General features: G+C 64.6%; 15 protein-coding genes. 9 read left to right on the top strand and 6 right to left on the bottom strand.

The features are described from left to right. Positions 1-7 precede the first annotated feature (7 nt). Positions 8-1,540 (bottom strand): efflux transporter outer membrane subunit, encoded by a 1,533-nt coding sequence (locus ACSQ20_RS12415; RefSeq protein ID WP_436020327.1) that lies wholly within the window; start codon positions 1,538-1,540, stop codon positions 8-10. A gap of 158 nt (positions 1,541-1,698) precedes the next feature. Between ACSQ20_RS12415 and ACSQ20_RS12410 the strand changes: the two genes are divergently transcribed. Then, positions 1,699-2,637, top strand: a complete 939-nt coding sequence (locus ACSQ20_RS12410; protein ID WP_436020325.1) for a LysR family transcriptional regulator — start codon at positions 1,699-1,701, stop codon at positions 2,635-2,637. An 87-nt stretch (positions 2,638-2,724) separates the two neighbouring features. On the opposite strand, the gene ACSQ20_RS12405 is transcribed toward ACSQ20_RS12410, so the two are convergent. Beyond that, positions 2,725-2,895: a hypothetical protein gene (locus tag ACSQ20_RS12405; RefSeq protein WP_436020323.1), complete on the bottom strand. Its 171-nt coding sequence runs from the start codon at positions 2,893-2,895 to the stop codon at positions 2,725-2,727. 136 nt (positions 2,896-3,031) lie between these two features. On the opposite strand from ACSQ20_RS12405, the gene ACSQ20_RS12400 reads away from it, so the two are divergent. Further along, complete coding sequence (locus tag ACSQ20_RS12400; protein ID WP_436020321.1) at positions 3,032-3,214, top strand: hypothetical protein; 183 nt, start codon at positions 3,032-3,034, stop codon at positions 3,212-3,214. A 10-nt stretch (positions 3,215-3,224) separates the two neighbouring features. Here the strand turns inward: ACSQ20_RS12400 and ACSQ20_RS12395 are convergent, their stop codons facing one another. The 4 genes from ACSQ20_RS12395 to ACSQ20_RS12380 form a co-directional block, all read right to left on the bottom strand. Next, complete coding sequence (locus ACSQ20_RS12395; RefSeq protein ID WP_436020319.1) at positions 3,225-3,548, bottom strand: DUF2288 domain-containing protein; 324 nt, start codon at positions 3,546-3,548, stop codon at positions 3,225-3,227. A 73-nt stretch (positions 3,549-3,621) separates the two neighbouring features. Further along, the gene (locus ACSQ20_RS12390; RefSeq protein WP_436020317.1) at positions 3,622-5,274 is read right to left on the bottom strand and encodes an acyl-CoA synthetase; all 1,653 of its coding nucleotides are present in this window, start codon (positions 5,272-5,274) and stop codon (positions 3,622-3,624) included. 432 nt (positions 5,275-5,706) lie between these two features. Beyond that, entirely contained in the window at positions 5,707-6,393 is a 687-nt protein-coding gene (locus ACSQ20_RS12385) for a peptidoglycan DD-metalloendopeptidase family protein (protein WP_436020315.1), read from the bottom strand. A gap of 44 nt (positions 6,394-6,437) precedes the next feature. Continuing rightward, positions 6,438-7,349 carry an aldose epimerase gene (locus tag ACSQ20_RS12380; RefSeq protein ID WP_436020313.1) on the bottom strand — a complete coding sequence of 304 codons (912 nt, stop codon included), beginning with the start codon at positions 7,347-7,349 and terminating at the stop codon, positions 6,438-6,440. Between the two features lie 594 nt (positions 7,350-7,943). Between ACSQ20_RS12380 and ACSQ20_RS12375 the strand changes: the two genes are divergently transcribed. From ACSQ20_RS12375 to ACSQ20_RS12345, 7 genes are all read left to right on the top strand, one after another. Then, entirely contained in the window at positions 7,944-8,963 is a 1,020-nt protein-coding gene (locus ACSQ20_RS12375) for an AAA family ATPase (protein ID WP_436020311.1), read from the top strand. A gap of 29 nt (positions 8,964-8,992) precedes the next feature. Continuing rightward, on the top strand, positions 8,993-9,856 hold the full coding sequence (locus ACSQ20_RS12370; protein ID WP_436020309.1) for a DUF58 domain-containing protein: 864 nt from the start codon (positions 8,993-8,995) through the stop codon (positions 9,854-9,856). Continuing rightward, positions 9,853-10,851, top strand: a complete 999-nt coding sequence (locus tag ACSQ20_RS12365) for a calcium incorporation protein MxaA (RefSeq protein ID WP_436020307.1) — start codon at positions 9,853-9,855, stop codon at positions 10,849-10,851. Before ACSQ20_RS12370 ends, ACSQ20_RS12365 begins: the two co-directional genes overlap by 4 nt. Then, positions 10,851-11,834, top strand: a complete 984-nt coding sequence (locus ACSQ20_RS12360; protein WP_436020305.1) for a vWA domain-containing protein — start codon at positions 10,851-10,853, stop codon at positions 11,832-11,834. The genes ACSQ20_RS12365 and ACSQ20_RS12360 overlap by 1 nt, the downstream gene beginning before the upstream one ends. Further along, positions 11,831-12,427, top strand: a complete 597-nt coding sequence (locus tag ACSQ20_RS12355) for a hypothetical protein (RefSeq protein ID WP_436020303.1) — start codon at positions 11,831-11,833, stop codon at positions 12,425-12,427. The genes ACSQ20_RS12360 and ACSQ20_RS12355 overlap by 4 nt, the downstream gene beginning before the upstream one ends. Further along, complete coding sequence (locus ACSQ20_RS12350; protein WP_436020301.1) at positions 12,424-13,410, top strand: MxaL protein; 987 nt, start codon at positions 12,424-12,426, stop codon at positions 13,408-13,410. Before ACSQ20_RS12355 ends, ACSQ20_RS12350 begins: the two co-directional genes overlap by 4 nt. 63 nt (positions 13,411-13,473) lie before the next feature. Next, complete coding sequence (locus tag ACSQ20_RS12345; RefSeq protein ID WP_436020299.1) at positions 13,474-14,571, top strand: beta-propeller fold lactonase family protein; 1,098 nt, start codon at positions 13,474-13,476, stop codon at positions 14,569-14,571. Positions 14,572-14,590: the final 19 nt, after the last annotated feature.

Here is a 14,590-nt window from a genome sequence, read left to right as displayed (position 1 = left end):
CTCTCTCTTAGCGTGCCGCATGCGCGCCGGAGTAGGCCGGCTGCGGCTCACGTTGCGCCGCGTGAGACGGTTCGAGGCTGGCGCGCCCCGGGCCGTCGGCGGGCACAGCAAGCCCGCCGCCGAGTGCCGCCATCAGCGACGCATAAGCGGTAAGGCGCGCCGCATCCGCTTCGGCCACGCGTTCTTGCGCGTTCAGCCAGCGCGTTTGTTCGACGATGACGTTGACATAGTCGGTAAGCCCGCGCTCGAAGCCGCGATCGGCCAGGCGATAGCTGCGCTGCGCGGCGTCGGCCGAACGCTCGGCATCGTGTTGCTGGCGTTCGAGCGAGCGCACGCGCACGATTGCATCGGCAATTTCCTTGAGCGCACCGACGACTGACTGGTTGTAATGCGCGACGGCTTCGTCGTAACCGGCCGATGCGGCGCCCAGACGTGCGCGCAGCGCACCGCCGTCGAAGATCGGCAGCGAAAGGGCGGGGCCGCCGCTCCAACCGCCGTTCGCGGCGTGCAGGAATTGAAACAGCGGGCCCGCGGCCGCATAGCCGCCGAGCGACGCAATCAGATCGATGTTCGGATAAAACGCTGCATGCGCCACGTCGATGCCGCGCGCCTCGGTTGCGACGGCCCAACGCGCCGTGACGACATCGGGTCGGTGGCCGATCAGCTCCGCCGGCACCGTCGTCGGCAACGAGGCACGCGCGCTCAGTGCGAGCGCCGGCCGCCGTAGCGCCGCGCCGGCACCAGGGCCTTTACCGATGAGCGCTGCCAGTCGGTCGCGATCGAGTTCGATTGCCTCGCGCCGTGCATCGATTTGCCGCTCGTATTCCGGCTGCGACGCTTGCGCCTGGCTCAGTTCGAGCTCGGTGCCGATGCCGCTCGCCAGACGTCGGCGAGCCAGGTCGGTCAGTTGGCGCTGGCGTGCGAGCATCTCGTTCGCGATGTCCAACTGCATGTACTGCTTGGCGAAATCGACATAGGCGCGCACGACGTTGACTTCCAGCTCGAGCTGGGCCGCGCGGGCACCCGCCGCCCGTTGATGCGCGACGTCGAGCGCGCGCGCGGTTTCGTGTTTGTCGCGCCCCCAGACATCGAGGTGATATGACAGACGCAACACGCCCGTGTTGTTCCAGGTATTGCGCTCGGCGAGCGGTCCGGGGCCGTAATAGAGGTTGTCTGGCCAGTGCTCGCGCGTGACCGAAAGGCTCCCCGTCAGTTGCGGCGCTTCCTCGGCGGCAGCGGCGCCTGCCAGCGATTGCGCCTCGCGTACGCGTGCGGCGGCCATCGCAAGAGAGGGGCTGTCGGTGATTGCGGTGCTGACGAGCGCATCGAGTTGCGGATCGCCGAACATGCGCCACCAGTCAGTCGCGGGCCAATGCGCACTGGCGTCGGCCGCGCGGACGGCGTCTCCTACATCGAACGATGCCGCCTCGGCGACGTGCGTCTGCGGACCGATGTCGTGGGTGCTCGCGCAACCGGCGATTATTATCGGCAGTGCAAGAAACGCGAGTGCAGCACGTCGTTTCAAGTTGAACAACTGCACGATTCTTTCCCCTGAGCGGTGTTAAGGACTGGAATCGATTATATTTTTCGTTGGATTATCGAATAAGCGGTAACGATGCAAGAGATCCTTACCGATGCTGAGATAATCGTCGTTGCGCGCTATGTAACAATGGCTCGCGTCAATGAACGGGGAATGATATGGACACGCTACAGAACATGCGGGTCTTCGTGCGCGTGGTGGAGTCGGGCAGTTTTACGGCGGCGGCCCACCATTTGGACACGACGACCGCCTACGCATCGCGCGCCGTCTCCGATCTGGAAGCGCATCTGCGTACGCGCCTATTGAACCGGACGACACGGCGCATCGCATTGACGGAGGCGGGTCAGCGCTATTTACAGCGCTGCCAGCAGATTCTCGCGTACGTCGAAGAAGCGGAGGCGGAGGCAGGCGACGCCCACGCTCGCCCGTCAGGCACGTTGCGCATGCATGCGATGGCAAGCTTCGGCGGGCATTACGTGGTGCCGGCCATTGGCCGCTATCAGCAACGCTACCCGGACGTATCGGTCGAACTCACGTTGGCTCAGCGCATTCCCGATCTGCTCGACGAGGGGTTCGACGTCTCTCTCTCGCTCGGTTACGACCTTCCCGACTCGGGCCTCGTCTCGCAACGGCTGGGCACGGCGTTCAGTATCGCCTGCGCGTCACCGGCTTATCTGGAGCAGCACGGCGTACCGACGACACCTGCCGATCTGGCCAACCATATTTGTCTGCGCCTCGTCACGCCCGGCTCGATATTCGACAGATGGAATTTCGATGGCCCCGACGGCGCCGAGACCTTCGCGTTGCCGCCTGCGCGGTTTCAGGTCAACGGTGCGGAGGCGATGGCTATCGCTGTGCGCGAAGGAATGGGAGTTGCCGTCTTGCCGACTTATACGGCCGTGCGCTGGCTCAGAAACGGCGATTTGGTGTGGGTGATGCCCGAATATACGTCGCAGCCGATCAATATTTATGCGCTTTATTCGTCGCGACAATACCTCGACGCGAAGATCAGGACGTGGGTCGATTTTATGCGCGAAGCATTGCCCGCCACATTGAGCGCCGAGCAAACTGCGCTCAGGCAGTTCGCGCGCATATAGGCGCCCCGCGCGCCGGCCTTGCGGCCGAGCGCGCGGGGCATCGGTGTGTCGCCGTCAGGTGGGCGCGCGCTATGGCGCGGCCCTGCATTAGTGCTTCGGGTGGCGCCAGTCGAGCATGTGATGCGTGGCGAGCCAGTGATGAATGGCCCCTTCGCCATGCTCGCGCTTATACGAGCGCGATTCGAAAACCGTCAGCCCGACTAGTACGAGCAGGCCCACACCAAGTCCAACCAGGCCGGCAATCGATTCAGCGTCCATGTAAGCCTCCGTTTCGCCATGTGGTAGCGGCAATGCGTGCGCATGTACATATTAGGACACTCCGCGAGGATCGTTTGACGAAGGCGCTTTGCAGATTCCGTTAGACTGCCCGTCTTTTGTTTTTTCGGGAGAGAGTATGAACCGCTTGGTTGCCACTATTGGTTTCGTGGCCGCGTTGCTGGCTGGGTTGTTGTCTGGATGCGCAGACGACGGCGCCCATCGCGGCCGCCCGCCGCGCGATCCGTCTGATTATCACGGCGTGCCGACGGACGACCGGCCGCCTGCGATGCTGGAGGCGCCGCCGGCCTCGCCGAAGTAGTTACGCGGTATCAGCCGCGCTCCTGAACGCAGACCCATGGCGAGACCACGACGGCCCACAGTTGCGGCTCGCGCGCCGCGAAGTCCGCCGCCGTGTTCGCTTGTAGGCGCTCGACCAAGCCCGCCGCCAACCATTGCGCGACTTGCTGCGCGTTGTCGGCAGCGAGCGCCTCCGCGACGCTGACGAGGTCGAGATCGCGCGCCACGCGCAGCAGCATGCCGCGCGCGAAAAAGCGCTCGAGTTCGGGCCACGCGATCTGCGCGGTTTCACCAAGCAGTTTCAGATAAAGCGGGCTGTGCTCGCCGGTGCCGGCAGCGGTGGGTTCGGATGTCATGAAAAAAGAAAGGGCCGTTCAATCCAAGCGGGCGTCACTATAACCGATTAGCCGACGCCAGCCGTGCGTCTGATCATGGCGCGCCCGAGGTGCCATCGCGCAGCGCGCGGCGAACGATCTTGCCGGTCGCTGTCATCGGCAGGCTATCCACAAATTCGACCGCGCGCGGATATTCGTGTGCGGCCAACCGTGTCCTCACGTGCGCTTGGATCTCTCGCACAAGCGCATCGCTCGGGTCAAAGCCCGCATTCAGCACGATGAACGCCTTGACGATTTCTGTGCGCGCGGCGTCGGGTATGCCCACCACGGCCGCGAGCCTGACGGCCGGATGCCCTAACAGGCAATCTTCGATCGGCCCGGGGCCGATGCGGTAGCCGGCGCTGGTGATGACGTCGTCGTTGCGGCCCACGAAGCGAAAAAAGCCGTCTTCATCCATGACGCCGACATCGCCCGTCAGCAGATAGTCACCGGCGAATTTTTCGCGCGTGGCCTCGGCATTGCGCCAGTAGCCGAGGAACATCACCGGGTCCGGTGCACGGATGCCGATGTTGCCTTCGGCGCCCGGCGGCAGTTCGCGCCCGCTGTCGTCGACGATGGCAACCCGATGACCTGGCACCGCCCGGCCAATCGAGCCGATGCGTGGCTCGAAGAGGATGCTGCACGCGCTCAGCACCACGTTGCACTCGGTCTGGCCGTAGAACTCGTTGAGCGTCACGCCGAGCACCGTGCGCCCCCATTCGAGCAGTTCCTCGCCGAGCGATTCGCCGCCACTCGAGACGGCCACGAGCGAGAGCCGATACCGCTCGTTTGGCGCTTCCACGGTACGCATCATTTTGAGCGCGGTGGGCGGCACAAAGGCGTGGGTGACGCCATGGCGTGCCATCAGATCGAACGCGGCTTCGGGATCGAACTTCTCGAAGCGCCGCGCGAGCACTGGCACCCCGTGGTGCCATGCCGGCAGCAGCACGTCGAGCAACCCGCCGATCCACGCCCAATCGGCAGGCGTCCACATCAGCTTCGCGTTGTCCGGGAAGAACGCCAGCGGCATTTCGACGCCCGGCAAGTGTCCGAGCAGCACACGGTGCGCATGCAGCGCCCCCTTCGGTTTGCCGGTCGTGCCCGAGGTGTAGATGATGACGGCGGGGTCGTCGGGCGTCGTATCGGCGGGTTCGAAGTCGGGCGCATGCCGCTCGAGTTCCGGCCAGAAGGCGAGCGTGGCCGGTGCATTGGGCACGGCGGCTTTCCTGGCCTCGTCGCCATCGATGCAGTAGATCGTTTTGAGCTCCGGCAGCGCGGCACGAATGGCGGCGATCTTCGCCATGCCGGCGGCGTCAGTGATAAGCGCCGCCGCGCCGCTATTGGCGAGCCGGTATTCGAGCGCTTCGGTGCCGAACAGCGCAAACAGCGGCACGGCGATCGCACCGAGCTTATAGGCTGCAAGATGCGCCAGTGCGGTTTCAGGTGCCTGCGGCAAAAAGATGCCGATGCGCTCGCCGCGCGTAATGCCTCGCGCAGCGAAGCTGCGTGCAAGCCGGTTCGACAGCGCTTTCAATTCGTCGAAGCTGTAGCGGGAGACCGTGCCGTCGCGTCGTTCGTAGATCAGCGCGAGCCGGCCGCTGCCGTCGGCCCATTTGTCGCATGCATCGACGCCAATGTTATAGCGTGGCGGAATCTGCCAGGAGAACGTTCGCGCGAGCGTTTCGTAAGTACTGGTCCGAGTCAGCATGACGATGTCTCTCCCGTTTATCGGTGGTCAGATGTTTGAATTAAGCTGATTTAAATCGCACTGAAACGTTCAATAAGCGCAATGCCGATTTTAATAAATCGGGGGAATTGCCGATTGCCTGCGTTCCGGTGCCGCGTGTGCGGCGCATAGCAGACAACACCGAGACCGAAGCTCATCATCATTTCGATTGAATTACATCACATCGATTTTGATCATTGGTCAGTCAAATTTCCTTGCCATATTTTTAATGCCATTACCTCGGCTTTAGCAGCCAATTAGGACCGGAGTACCAATTGACCGATTAGATTGCAATTGGCGCTCGGTGAGCCGGTCCTTTACTGCTGCGTCAAACCCCGTTTGCCCGGCACTGCCGGGCTCTTTTTTTGGGGCGCCCGAATACCCTGATAGTTAGGATAACTGAATGTTGCGCGCTCAACGTTTTGGAAGATAGCGCGTTGGGTCGATCGACTGGCCTTCGTAGCGTAGCTCGAAGTGCAGCGCCACGCGATCGTTGTCGCTGTCGCCCATCTCCGCGATTTGCTGACCCGCTGTGACCCGTTGGCCTTCGTTCACCAGCAGCTTGCGGTTGTGGGCGTAGGCGCTCAGGTAATCGGCGTTATGCTTGACGATCAGCAGGTTGCCGTAGCCGCGCAAGCCGTTGCCCGCATAGACCACGACGCCTTCAGCGGCGGCTACGACGGGCGTGCCCGGCGCGTTCGCAATGTCGATGCCCTTCGAATTCGCGCCGTTGAAGCCGCGCACGATCGTGCCCTGCGTGGGCCATATCAGCGCGATCCGCGTCGCCGGAGCAGGCGCCGCTGCGCTGCCGGATGAACCGGCGCCCGCCGCAGCGGCTGGTCCGCTATTCGTCGGCACGCTCGCGGTTTTGCCGGGCGGCGTGACGCGCAGCAGTTGACCGACTTCGATGGCGTCGGGGTTCTTCAGATCGTTCCAACGGACAATGCTCTGTACCGATTGACGATGGCTGCGAGCGATTTTGTTGACCGTATCGCCGCGCTCCACGCGGTAGTACCCCGGTGCGACACTCGCGGTGCCGCATGCGGCCAGCACAGCCACGAGCAGCATGGCGGCCAGTCGCATCATTATTGTTCTCGACATTCAACCTCGCTTGAACTGCGTCGTCGGCGCAAAAAGGAAAGATTTTAACGGCCGGCGGGCACCACGTTAATTCGTAGTACCGCTGTCTCGCCATGCCCCGGGGCGAGCCAGTGCACGCCGAGCCCGTTATGGATGGCATCAGGCAAGCCCAGCCACGGCTCGACGCAGTAAAAGTCGGAGGTGTCTTTTTCGGTCCATGTGGTTACCGCATACCACGGGATCGACCCGGGCCGCTGCAAGTCGATTTCGATGCGCTTGCCAATCGGCGGGCAATTGATCTGCACCGCGGTCGAAGGAATGCTCTGCAGACAGTGGAAGCGGTCGTGAATGCGGGCGTCGTCGAGCGTGTATTGCGCATCGCCGGGCTCGGGCGCGCTGATCGTGCCGTCGTCGAGCTGGCGCCGGCGCTCGCTGGGCGGCAGCGTAAGCGTGGTCTGCGCACGCAACGTGTGCGGCAGCGCGAAATAGAAATGATGGCCGCTGTAGTAGGGCAGCGGCTCTTCCCCAGTATTGGCGGTCGTGAGCGAGACCTCGAGCGTATGCGCGTCGACAAGCCGGTACTGAGCCTCGAAACGGAATGCGAACGGGTAGGCCTCGCGGGTGTAGTCGGTGTCGCTCAAGGTCATCCGAATGCCGCGCCCGTCGGCGTCCACATCGGCTGCAAACGGCAGGTCTCGCGCGAAGCCGTGCATCGGCAGCGCGCGAACCGTGCCGCGGGTGTCGCGCCATTCGCCGAGCTGGCCATCCACGCGATGCCGGCCGAGAAACGGAAAGAGCAGCGGGTTGCCGCCGCGCACGCGGCCGAGCTGACTCCAATCGGCCTGATCGGGCCAATAGATGACAGGCTCGGGGCCGATGCTCCACGACAGCAGGCGTGCGCCGAATTGAGGGGCGACGCGCACGAGGGCATCGCCGTGGCGAAGTTCTACGATCTCTTGATTTTGGAAGCGGCTCATGGTCGACGGATACAGGGGTAAGCGCTGCGCCGCAACGTGCGGCAAAACCGTAATTGTGCGCCAGGATCGTCTTGGGACAAACCCTTGCTCGGGAAATCGCGACTGTGTGTGGCGTTCACAGTTGACCATAATGCCCATTCGTGCCTGACCGGTGCCGACCAGACACCGCTCGCTACCCGCATCATCGCTTCACTGGAGAACGCATGGATCTCGCCATGGCAATGGGGCTCGCACTGTTCGGCATGTTCGCCGGCAGCACGGTGCTCTTCTTTTACCGCATCGCTCGCTAAGCCCGCGGGTGCCCGCTCGCGTTGCCTGAGCGTGGCCGGCGCTGGCGCTGGCGGGCTCGGCTGATCACTCGCTCGGTGACAGACTGTCCCGGCGCGCCGTGACACATGGCGTCGTTCGTCACGACGCTTCACTCGCCCGTCCGCTTTTCCCGGACCTTTCTCCAGTCTGTCGGCCCGTTCGCCAACGGTTTGTTGCCTGCTTGTTGCCTTAAGCGCGCTGCGCCGGGCATGAACTCTGCTTCCACGCGTCCCGATTCGCAGACGTGTTGGCACAGCGCAAAGCAGCGCGACAGAGGACTGACCGATGGCATTCGACGAACAGCTTCACGATTGGCGCAGCGATGCGTTGCGGCTCGAAGACGAAGTCGGCAAGATCGTGATCGGCCAGCGGCAGACGATTCGCCTGATCAACGTGGCGCTGTTCGCGCGCGGTCACGTGCTGCTCGAAGGCGGCGTCGGGGTCGGCAAGACGACGGTGCTCCGCGCGTTCGCGCGTGCTGTGGGCGGCGCGTTCGAGCGCGTCGAAGGCACGATTGACTTGATGCCGGGCGATCTTGTCTATCGCACCTATGTCGATGCGCAAGGCAAGCCGCGCATCGATCCGGGGCCGCTTTTGCGGCACGGCGAACAACTCACGACGTTCTTTTTCAACGAGATCAATCGCGCGCGTCCGCAAGTGCAATCGCTGCTGCTGAGGGCGATGGCCGAGCGCTCGGTCTCGGCATTTGATCGCGAGTACCGGTTTGCGCACATGACCGTTTTCGCCGATCGCAACAAGGTGGAGAAGGAGGAAACGTTCGAGCTGGCGTCGGCGGCGCGCGATCGCTTTCTGTTCGAACTCAACATGCCGACGCCCGACGACGACGATGTCCGGCGCGCCCTTGTGTTCGATACGACGTTTCACGACGCCGATGCCTTGATCGAGCGGGTGCGCCCGGGCGTGGTCGCATGGGAGCGGCTCAATGCGATGGGTGCGGCGATTCAGTCCGGCGTTCATGCGAGCGGCGAAATCGAACGTTATGTGCTCGACATCTGGCGCGCGACCGAAACGCCGCAGCGCTTCGGCATCGCGCTCGATGGCGTCGATATGGACCGGCTCATATTGGCCGGGGTGAGCCCGCGCGGCATGAGCGCGCTGATGCGTGCGGCACGCGTCAGCGCGTGGCTCGACGGCCGTTCGCATCTGAACCCCGAGGATATTCATGCGGTGTTGCCGCCGGCGCTTGGTCATCGCGTCTTCTTCACGCCGATCTACGAATTGCGGCGACAGGAACTGGCGCAGGCCCTCATCGACGCGATCATCACCCGGCTGGCCGTGCCCTGACGCGCCGCCCGCGATATCGGGACACCGCGATGAACAACGGACCGAGCGAATTCCACTACCGCCTGCCGGGGCGCGCAAGCGGCTTTCGTCCTGGCGCGCATCCGGGCACGAGCTTCGGCGCGGGGCAGGAGTTCGCGATGCACGCGCGGCTCGTCGACTATCCGGACCCGAGGCGGCTCGATTTGCGTGCCAGCATTCAATCGGTACGGGGCGAGTGGCTCGTGCGGCTGCATCTGCAACGTGTGGCCGTGCCGGTGCAGGTGATCGTCGATGTTTCTTCGTCGATGCGCTTCGGCGGCACGAGGACGAAGCTCGACATCGTGGCCGACTTCGTTCAGGCGCTCGGCCATAGTGCGTTTCGGGCCGGCGACCGAGTGGGGATGTCCGCTTTCGATGCAAGCGAGCGCGAGGATCTGTTCGTCGCTCCGCGGCACGCGCGCGGCAGCGGCGACATCATGGCAGCGGCTTTGCGCGGCGCGCGTTTGGGCCATGACGGCGACGGCGCTCGCGGGCTGGCGCAGGCCAGCGCGCGGCTCGCCGGGCGCGCGGGGCTGGTCTTCATCGCCTCCGACTTTCACTGGCCGCTCGATGCACTGCCCGCGCTGCTCGATACGCTCTCGCATGCCTATGTCGTGCCGATCGTCGTGTGGGATGCCGCCGAGTTGGCGCCGCCGTCCGCGGGCACGTGGCTGGCCACGCACGATGTCGAATCGGGTGCACCCCGCACGGTATGGCTTTCCTCGCGCGTGCGCCGCGACTGGCATGCTGCCGTGGCGCGGCGTCGCGCCGAAATCGATGCGCTTTTCTCGCGGCGCGGCATGCAGCCGTTTTACGTCGAAGGCGCTTTCGATGCCGATGCACTCTCGCGTTACTTTCTGGAGAGGACGGCATGAAGCGGCGGCTCGCCGACGGACTGATGCGAGTGACGCTTGCCCGGGCGTTGGTGGGGTTATCGCGGCTCCTCCCCGTGTTCCTGCTCCCGCTTCTGGTGTCGTTCCAGCCGGCCGCCGCCGCGCAAATCGTAGCGACGGTTACGCAGCCGCGTGCGTTCGGCCATACGATTGGCGATGTGCTCACGCAGCGCGTGTTGCTCGGCGCAAGCGGCCACGACGCGCTCGATGCGCCGATGCCGTCGAGCGGGGGCATCGGCATATGGTTCGAACGCCGCGCGCCGCGCGTCGAACCCGATGACCAGGGTCGACGCTGGCTCGTGCTCGACTATCAGCTGACCAACGCGCCGCGCACGCTGACGCAAACCGTGTTGCCGTCGCTCGCGCTGCACACGCGTGCGGGCGACGTGCTGCAGGTGCGCGAATGGCCGATCAGCATCGGTCCGCTCGCGCCGGACATGGCGTTGGGCACGGGCGGACTGAGCGCTTTGCAGCCGGACCGCGCAGCGCCAAATGCCGACTATGCGGCGATCAAGCGGCGCTTGAGCTTTTCGGTCGGCTGCCTTGCGGCGACGCTGGCGGTTTGGTTCGGCTGGTGGTTCTGGCGTAATCGCCGGGAGGCCGCACGGCTGCCGTTCGCGTCGGCGTGGCAGCAGATGCGCCGGCTTGCCGCGGAAAACGACAGTGCGGGCGACGGCGCGGCGCTTTGGCGGATCGTGCATCGCGCGTTGAACGAGACGGCCGGGCACGTCGTGCATTCACACACGCTGCCGCGGCTCTTTTCGCACGCACCGTGGCTGCAGCCGTTGCGGCCGCAACTCGAGCAGTTTTATCAGCTCTCCGAATCGCGGTTTTTTGCGTGCGTGTCTGAATCGCAGGCGCAGGTCGACAGTCACGCCGACTGTCACGCCAATGCCTCGCGCGATGACGCTGCGATGCGCGGCTTGCTCGTCTCGTTGACGCGCGCACTTTACCGCGCGGAACGGAGCCATCGCTGATGAGCGCGCCCGTCGATTTCGCGTCGCCCTGGATGCTGTTGCTGCTGCCGCTTGCGCTCGCGCCGCTTGTCGCGCGGCGCGGCGATACGCTGCCGTTCTCGTGGTCTGCGTGGCTGCCCGAGGATCGCATCGGACGCGCGATCGGCGCCGTGGCACGCGGCGCGGCCTCGCTCGCGATGCTGGCGATTATCGTTGGGCTCGCCGGGCCGGGCCGCTCGCACCTCGAAGTGCAACGTGCGGGCCGCGGCGCCGAAATCCTGATTCTGATGGACCGCAGCGGCAGCATGCACGACACGATGGCAAGCAAGGGCGTCAACAGCTCCGGCGAATCGAAGAACAACGTAGCGCGGGCCGCTCTCGCTCAATTCGTCGATGCACGCCCGAACGACCGGCTCGCCTTCATGATGTTCGGCATCAGCCCCGTGCTTGCGATGCCGTTCACTTACGATCACCCGATCATCCAGGATGCGATCGCGGGCACGCGGATCGGTCGCGGCATGCCCGACACGCAGCTCGGCCGCGGGCTCATTGCCGCGATTGCGCTGTTCGACGCGCGGCCGTTCACCGGCCATCGTGCCATTGTGATGGTGACCGACGGCGGCGCGGTGCTCGATGCGGCTGAGCGCCAGCGCATCGCCAGCGGACTCGCGCGCAACCGTATTGCGCTTTACTTCGTTTATCTGCGTAGCAGCGTGTTCAGTCCCGAGCTCGGTTCGGCTGCGCGTTCGGGCGATGCTTCGCCGGAAGCACAGCTGCATCGCTATTTTCTAACGCTGACGACACCGTATCGGCTCTTTCAGGCGGGCGACGCCGGCGCAATGGCTGCGGCGATGAGCGAGATCAACCGGCAGCAGAACCATCCGGTGTCGTTCGTCGAACGGCTGCCGCGGCAAGACCGCAGCGCTTGGTGTTTTGCGGTGGCGCTCGCGTGCTGTGCGATGCTCGTTGCGCTGCGCGTGGTTCAAGTGCGGAGCTGGACATGAGACGTCTGCCGATTCATGCCGCGTTCGCAGTCGTGACGCTCGTTTGCGCGGTATTCGCTGGCTACGACGCGGTGCGGCTTGTACAAGCGAAGCGTGTCGATGGCGAGTTGGCGGCGATCGCTGCCAGGCTGCCCACATCGACGTCCGCATCGGTATCCGCATCGCACGCGCAGACCACCGTCGAAGACGATGCGGCTCGATCGCATGACGCGCGTCCGGTGCAGCTTGCCCATGCGATTGCGCTATCGCGCGCCGGCCAGTATGCGGCTGCAACCAGCGCGTACGAAGCGCTAATCGGCGATGGCCCGCTCGACGAAATCGGACGCGCTGCGCTATTCGATCTCGCCAACATGGCCTTGCGCCAAGGTGCGGGCGACGCGGCTGATGCGTTACGCTCGCCGCAGTTGGTCGAACAGGCGAAGGCGCGCTATCGGACGCTGTTGCGCGCAGCCCCCGACGATTGGGATGCGCGCTACAACCTCGAGCGCGCGCTGCGGGTCGCGCCCGAGAATCCGGCCGATCTCGAATCGGAGCAAACCGCTACGCGGCAGGATATCCGGCTGCGCGGCGCGAAAAGCGAGGACCTGCCGTGAAGCACGTGCGCTTGGCACGCTCGCTCGCAGCGGAGCGTCAGTGGGCGCTCGGGGCCGCGACGTCGCTGCTGGTCGCGGCGCTCGCGTTTCCGCGCGTCGAACTGCCGCGCGATACGTTCAGCTACATGGTCACGTTCGACATCACGCAGAGCATGGACACCGAGGACATGAGCCTAGGTGGCGCGCCGGCGAGTCGGCTCGCGTTTGCCAAAGCGACGATGCGTGAGGCGCTCGCGCATCTGCCATGCGGCTCGAAAATCGGCTGGGGCATCTTCACCGGACAAAGCACGCTGCCGCTCATTCCCCCCATCGAGGTTTGCAGCAACTTCGACGGGCTGCTGGCCTCGCTCAACGGTATCGACGGCCGTATGCGTTGGACGAACTGGAGCCGTATCGCCGAAGGCGGCATTTATTCGGCGGTGCGGGTGGCGCGCGAGTTGGGACGCGGTATCGATATCGTTTTGGTCACCGACGGCCAGGAGGCGCCGCCGCTCTTGCCGTCGAATTCGCCCGAGCGCGACATTGGTGTGTCGGGCGTGAGCGGCTGGCTGATCGGCGTCGGCGGCGATCAACCGGCGGCGATTCCAAAATCCGATCTGAACGGCAACCGGATCGGTTTTTGGGGCGCGTCCGATGTGATTCAGGTGCCGCCCGCCGCGCGCGCGTCGGCCACGGCCGAAAGCCACGAAGAACTGTCGGCGTTGCGCGGGCAGTATCTTACCGATGTCGCGGCGCGCCTCGGGCTCGGCTATCAGCGCTTGACCGATGGAGCATCGCTTGCGAATGCCTTGCAAAGCCCGCGCTTCGCACACCGCGCTCAACTGCCGACGGACGTGCGCCGCATTCCAGCGTTGCTCGCTCTGCTGTTGCTCGCGTGGCGTTACTTGTGGTTGCCGCTCAGGCCGCGCCGCCGCCACGCGGCGATTCGGGAAATCCTCCCGGCTTCGCGCGTTGCTACCCGCGTGCGCAATGAGCTACCTTGACGGGGGATGTCTAATGCAATCAGGACGACGAAATTCACCATGCCAAGACGGAGATCGAACGACATGCTAACGACTCGAACATCACCGCGACAACTTCGGAGCGGGCCTGCGCGCTGGCGTTCGGCGCTCGCGGCCACAGCAGCTGCCGTTGCGGCGCTTGCCGCCGTCAGTGCGGCGCAAGCCGCGCCGGTGGCCTACGTGACGAGCGAGAAGGCCGGGGTGGGTGTGATCGACCTCGACAAGATGACGCTCGAAAAGACCTTTTCGATTGGCGCAAGTGGCCCGCGCGGTCTCGGGCTCAATGAGGACGGCTCGCGTCTGATGGTCGCCGATAAAACGACGGGCGAGCTTGTCGCTATCGACACTCAAACCGGCAAAGTGACGGCGCGCGTGAAAATCGGCAAGAACCCGGAATATGTCCGCGTGCACGGCGGCCGCGCTTATGTCACGTACGAGCCGGGCGATACCGGCAAGCCGGAACCCTCGGCCAAGCCCGGCGCGAGTGATGATGACGATGCGAACAAGCCGCCCGCCGAGATTGCGGTTGTCGATCTGAAAACGTGGCGCGTGATCCGCTCGGTCAAAAGCGGACACGAGACCGAGGGCGTCGAATTCTCGCGCGACGGCAGCCTGATGCTCGTGACGAACGAAGGCGACGACACCGTGTCGATCTACCGGACCGATACGGCTGAGCCAGTCACGACCGTCAAGCTCGCCGCAGGCGGACGCCCGCGCGGCATCAAGGCGTCGCCCGACGGCAAAGCCTATGTCGTCACACTCGAATCGCTGAACAAGTTCGTCGTGCTCGATGCGAGCGATTACCACGTCATCAAGACCGTCGATACGAAACTCGGCCCGTACGGGGTGGCCTATGGGCCATCCGGCCAGCGCATTTTCGTGGCCGCTGGGCGCGATAAAACATTGCAGGTATTCGATGCACACAGCTACGAGCACATCGCCGATGCGGCGATCGGGCAACGCTGCTGGCACTTTAGCTTCACGCCCGACGGCAACCGGCTGCTGTTGGCATGCGGCCGCTCGAACGCGGTCTATGTGCTCGATGCGAAGACCTATGCGCCGATTACGCAAATCGGCAATTTGCCGCTCGCGTGGGGTATTGTCACGTACCCACCCAGCGACGGCTCGATCGAATCGCGCTGATCTGACCTGACATAACGAC

This window comes from Trinickia sp. LjRoot230 (assembly GCF_964253315.1).
Lineage (GTDB): Bacteria > Pseudomonadota > Gammaproteobacteria > Burkholderiales > Burkholderiaceae > Trinickia.
This window is presented reverse-complemented; position numbering and strand designations above follow the sequence as displayed.

Excerpts from the sequence above, each read along its gene's own strand:
- ACSQ20_RS12410 (WP_436020325.1), top strand. The coding sequence starts at position 1,699 with ATGGACACGCTACAGAACATGCGGGTCTTCGTGCGCGTGGTGGAGTCG.
- ACSQ20_RS12405 (WP_436020323.1), bottom strand. The coding sequence starts at position 2,895 with ATGGACGCTGAATCGATTGCCGGCCTGGTTGGACTTGGTGTGGGCCTG.
- ACSQ20_RS12400 (WP_436020321.1), top strand. The coding sequence starts at position 3,032 with ATGAACCGCTTGGTTGCCACTATTGGTTTCGTGGCCGCGTTGCTGGCT.
- ACSQ20_RS12395 (WP_436020319.1), bottom strand. The coding sequence starts at position 3,548 with ATGACATCCGAACCCACCGCTGCCGGCACCGGCGAGCACAGCCCGCTT.
- ACSQ20_RS12390 (WP_436020317.1), bottom strand. The coding sequence starts at position 5,274 with ATGCTGACTCGGACCAGTACTTACGAAACGCTCGCGCGAACGTTCTCC.
- ACSQ20_RS12385 (WP_436020315.1), bottom strand. The coding sequence starts at position 6,393 with ATGTCGAGAACAATAATGATGCGACTGGCCGCCATGCTGCTCGTGGCT.
- ACSQ20_RS12380 (WP_436020313.1), bottom strand. The coding sequence starts at position 7,349 with ATGAGCCGCTTCCAAAATCAAGAGATCGTAGAACTTCGCCACGGCGAT.
- ACSQ20_RS12375 (WP_436020311.1), top strand. The coding sequence starts at position 7,944 with ATGGCATTCGACGAACAGCTTCACGATTGGCGCAGCGATGCGTTGCGG.
- ACSQ20_RS12370 (WP_436020309.1), top strand. The coding sequence starts at position 8,993 with ATGAACAACGGACCGAGCGAATTCCACTACCGCCTGCCGGGGCGCGCA.
- ACSQ20_RS12365 (WP_436020307.1), top strand. The coding sequence starts at position 9,853 with ATGAAGCGGCGGCTCGCCGACGGACTGATGCGAGTGACGCTTGCCCGG.
- ACSQ20_RS12360 (WP_436020305.1), top strand. The coding sequence starts at position 10,851 with ATGAGCGCGCCCGTCGATTTCGCGTCGCCCTGGATGCTGTTGCTGCTG.
- ACSQ20_RS12355 (WP_436020303.1), top strand. The coding sequence starts at position 11,831 with ATGAGACGTCTGCCGATTCATGCCGCGTTCGCAGTCGTGACGCTCGTT.
- ACSQ20_RS12345 (WP_436020299.1), top strand. The coding sequence starts at position 13,474 with ATGCTAACGACTCGAACATCACCGCGACAACTTCGGAGCGGGCCTGCG.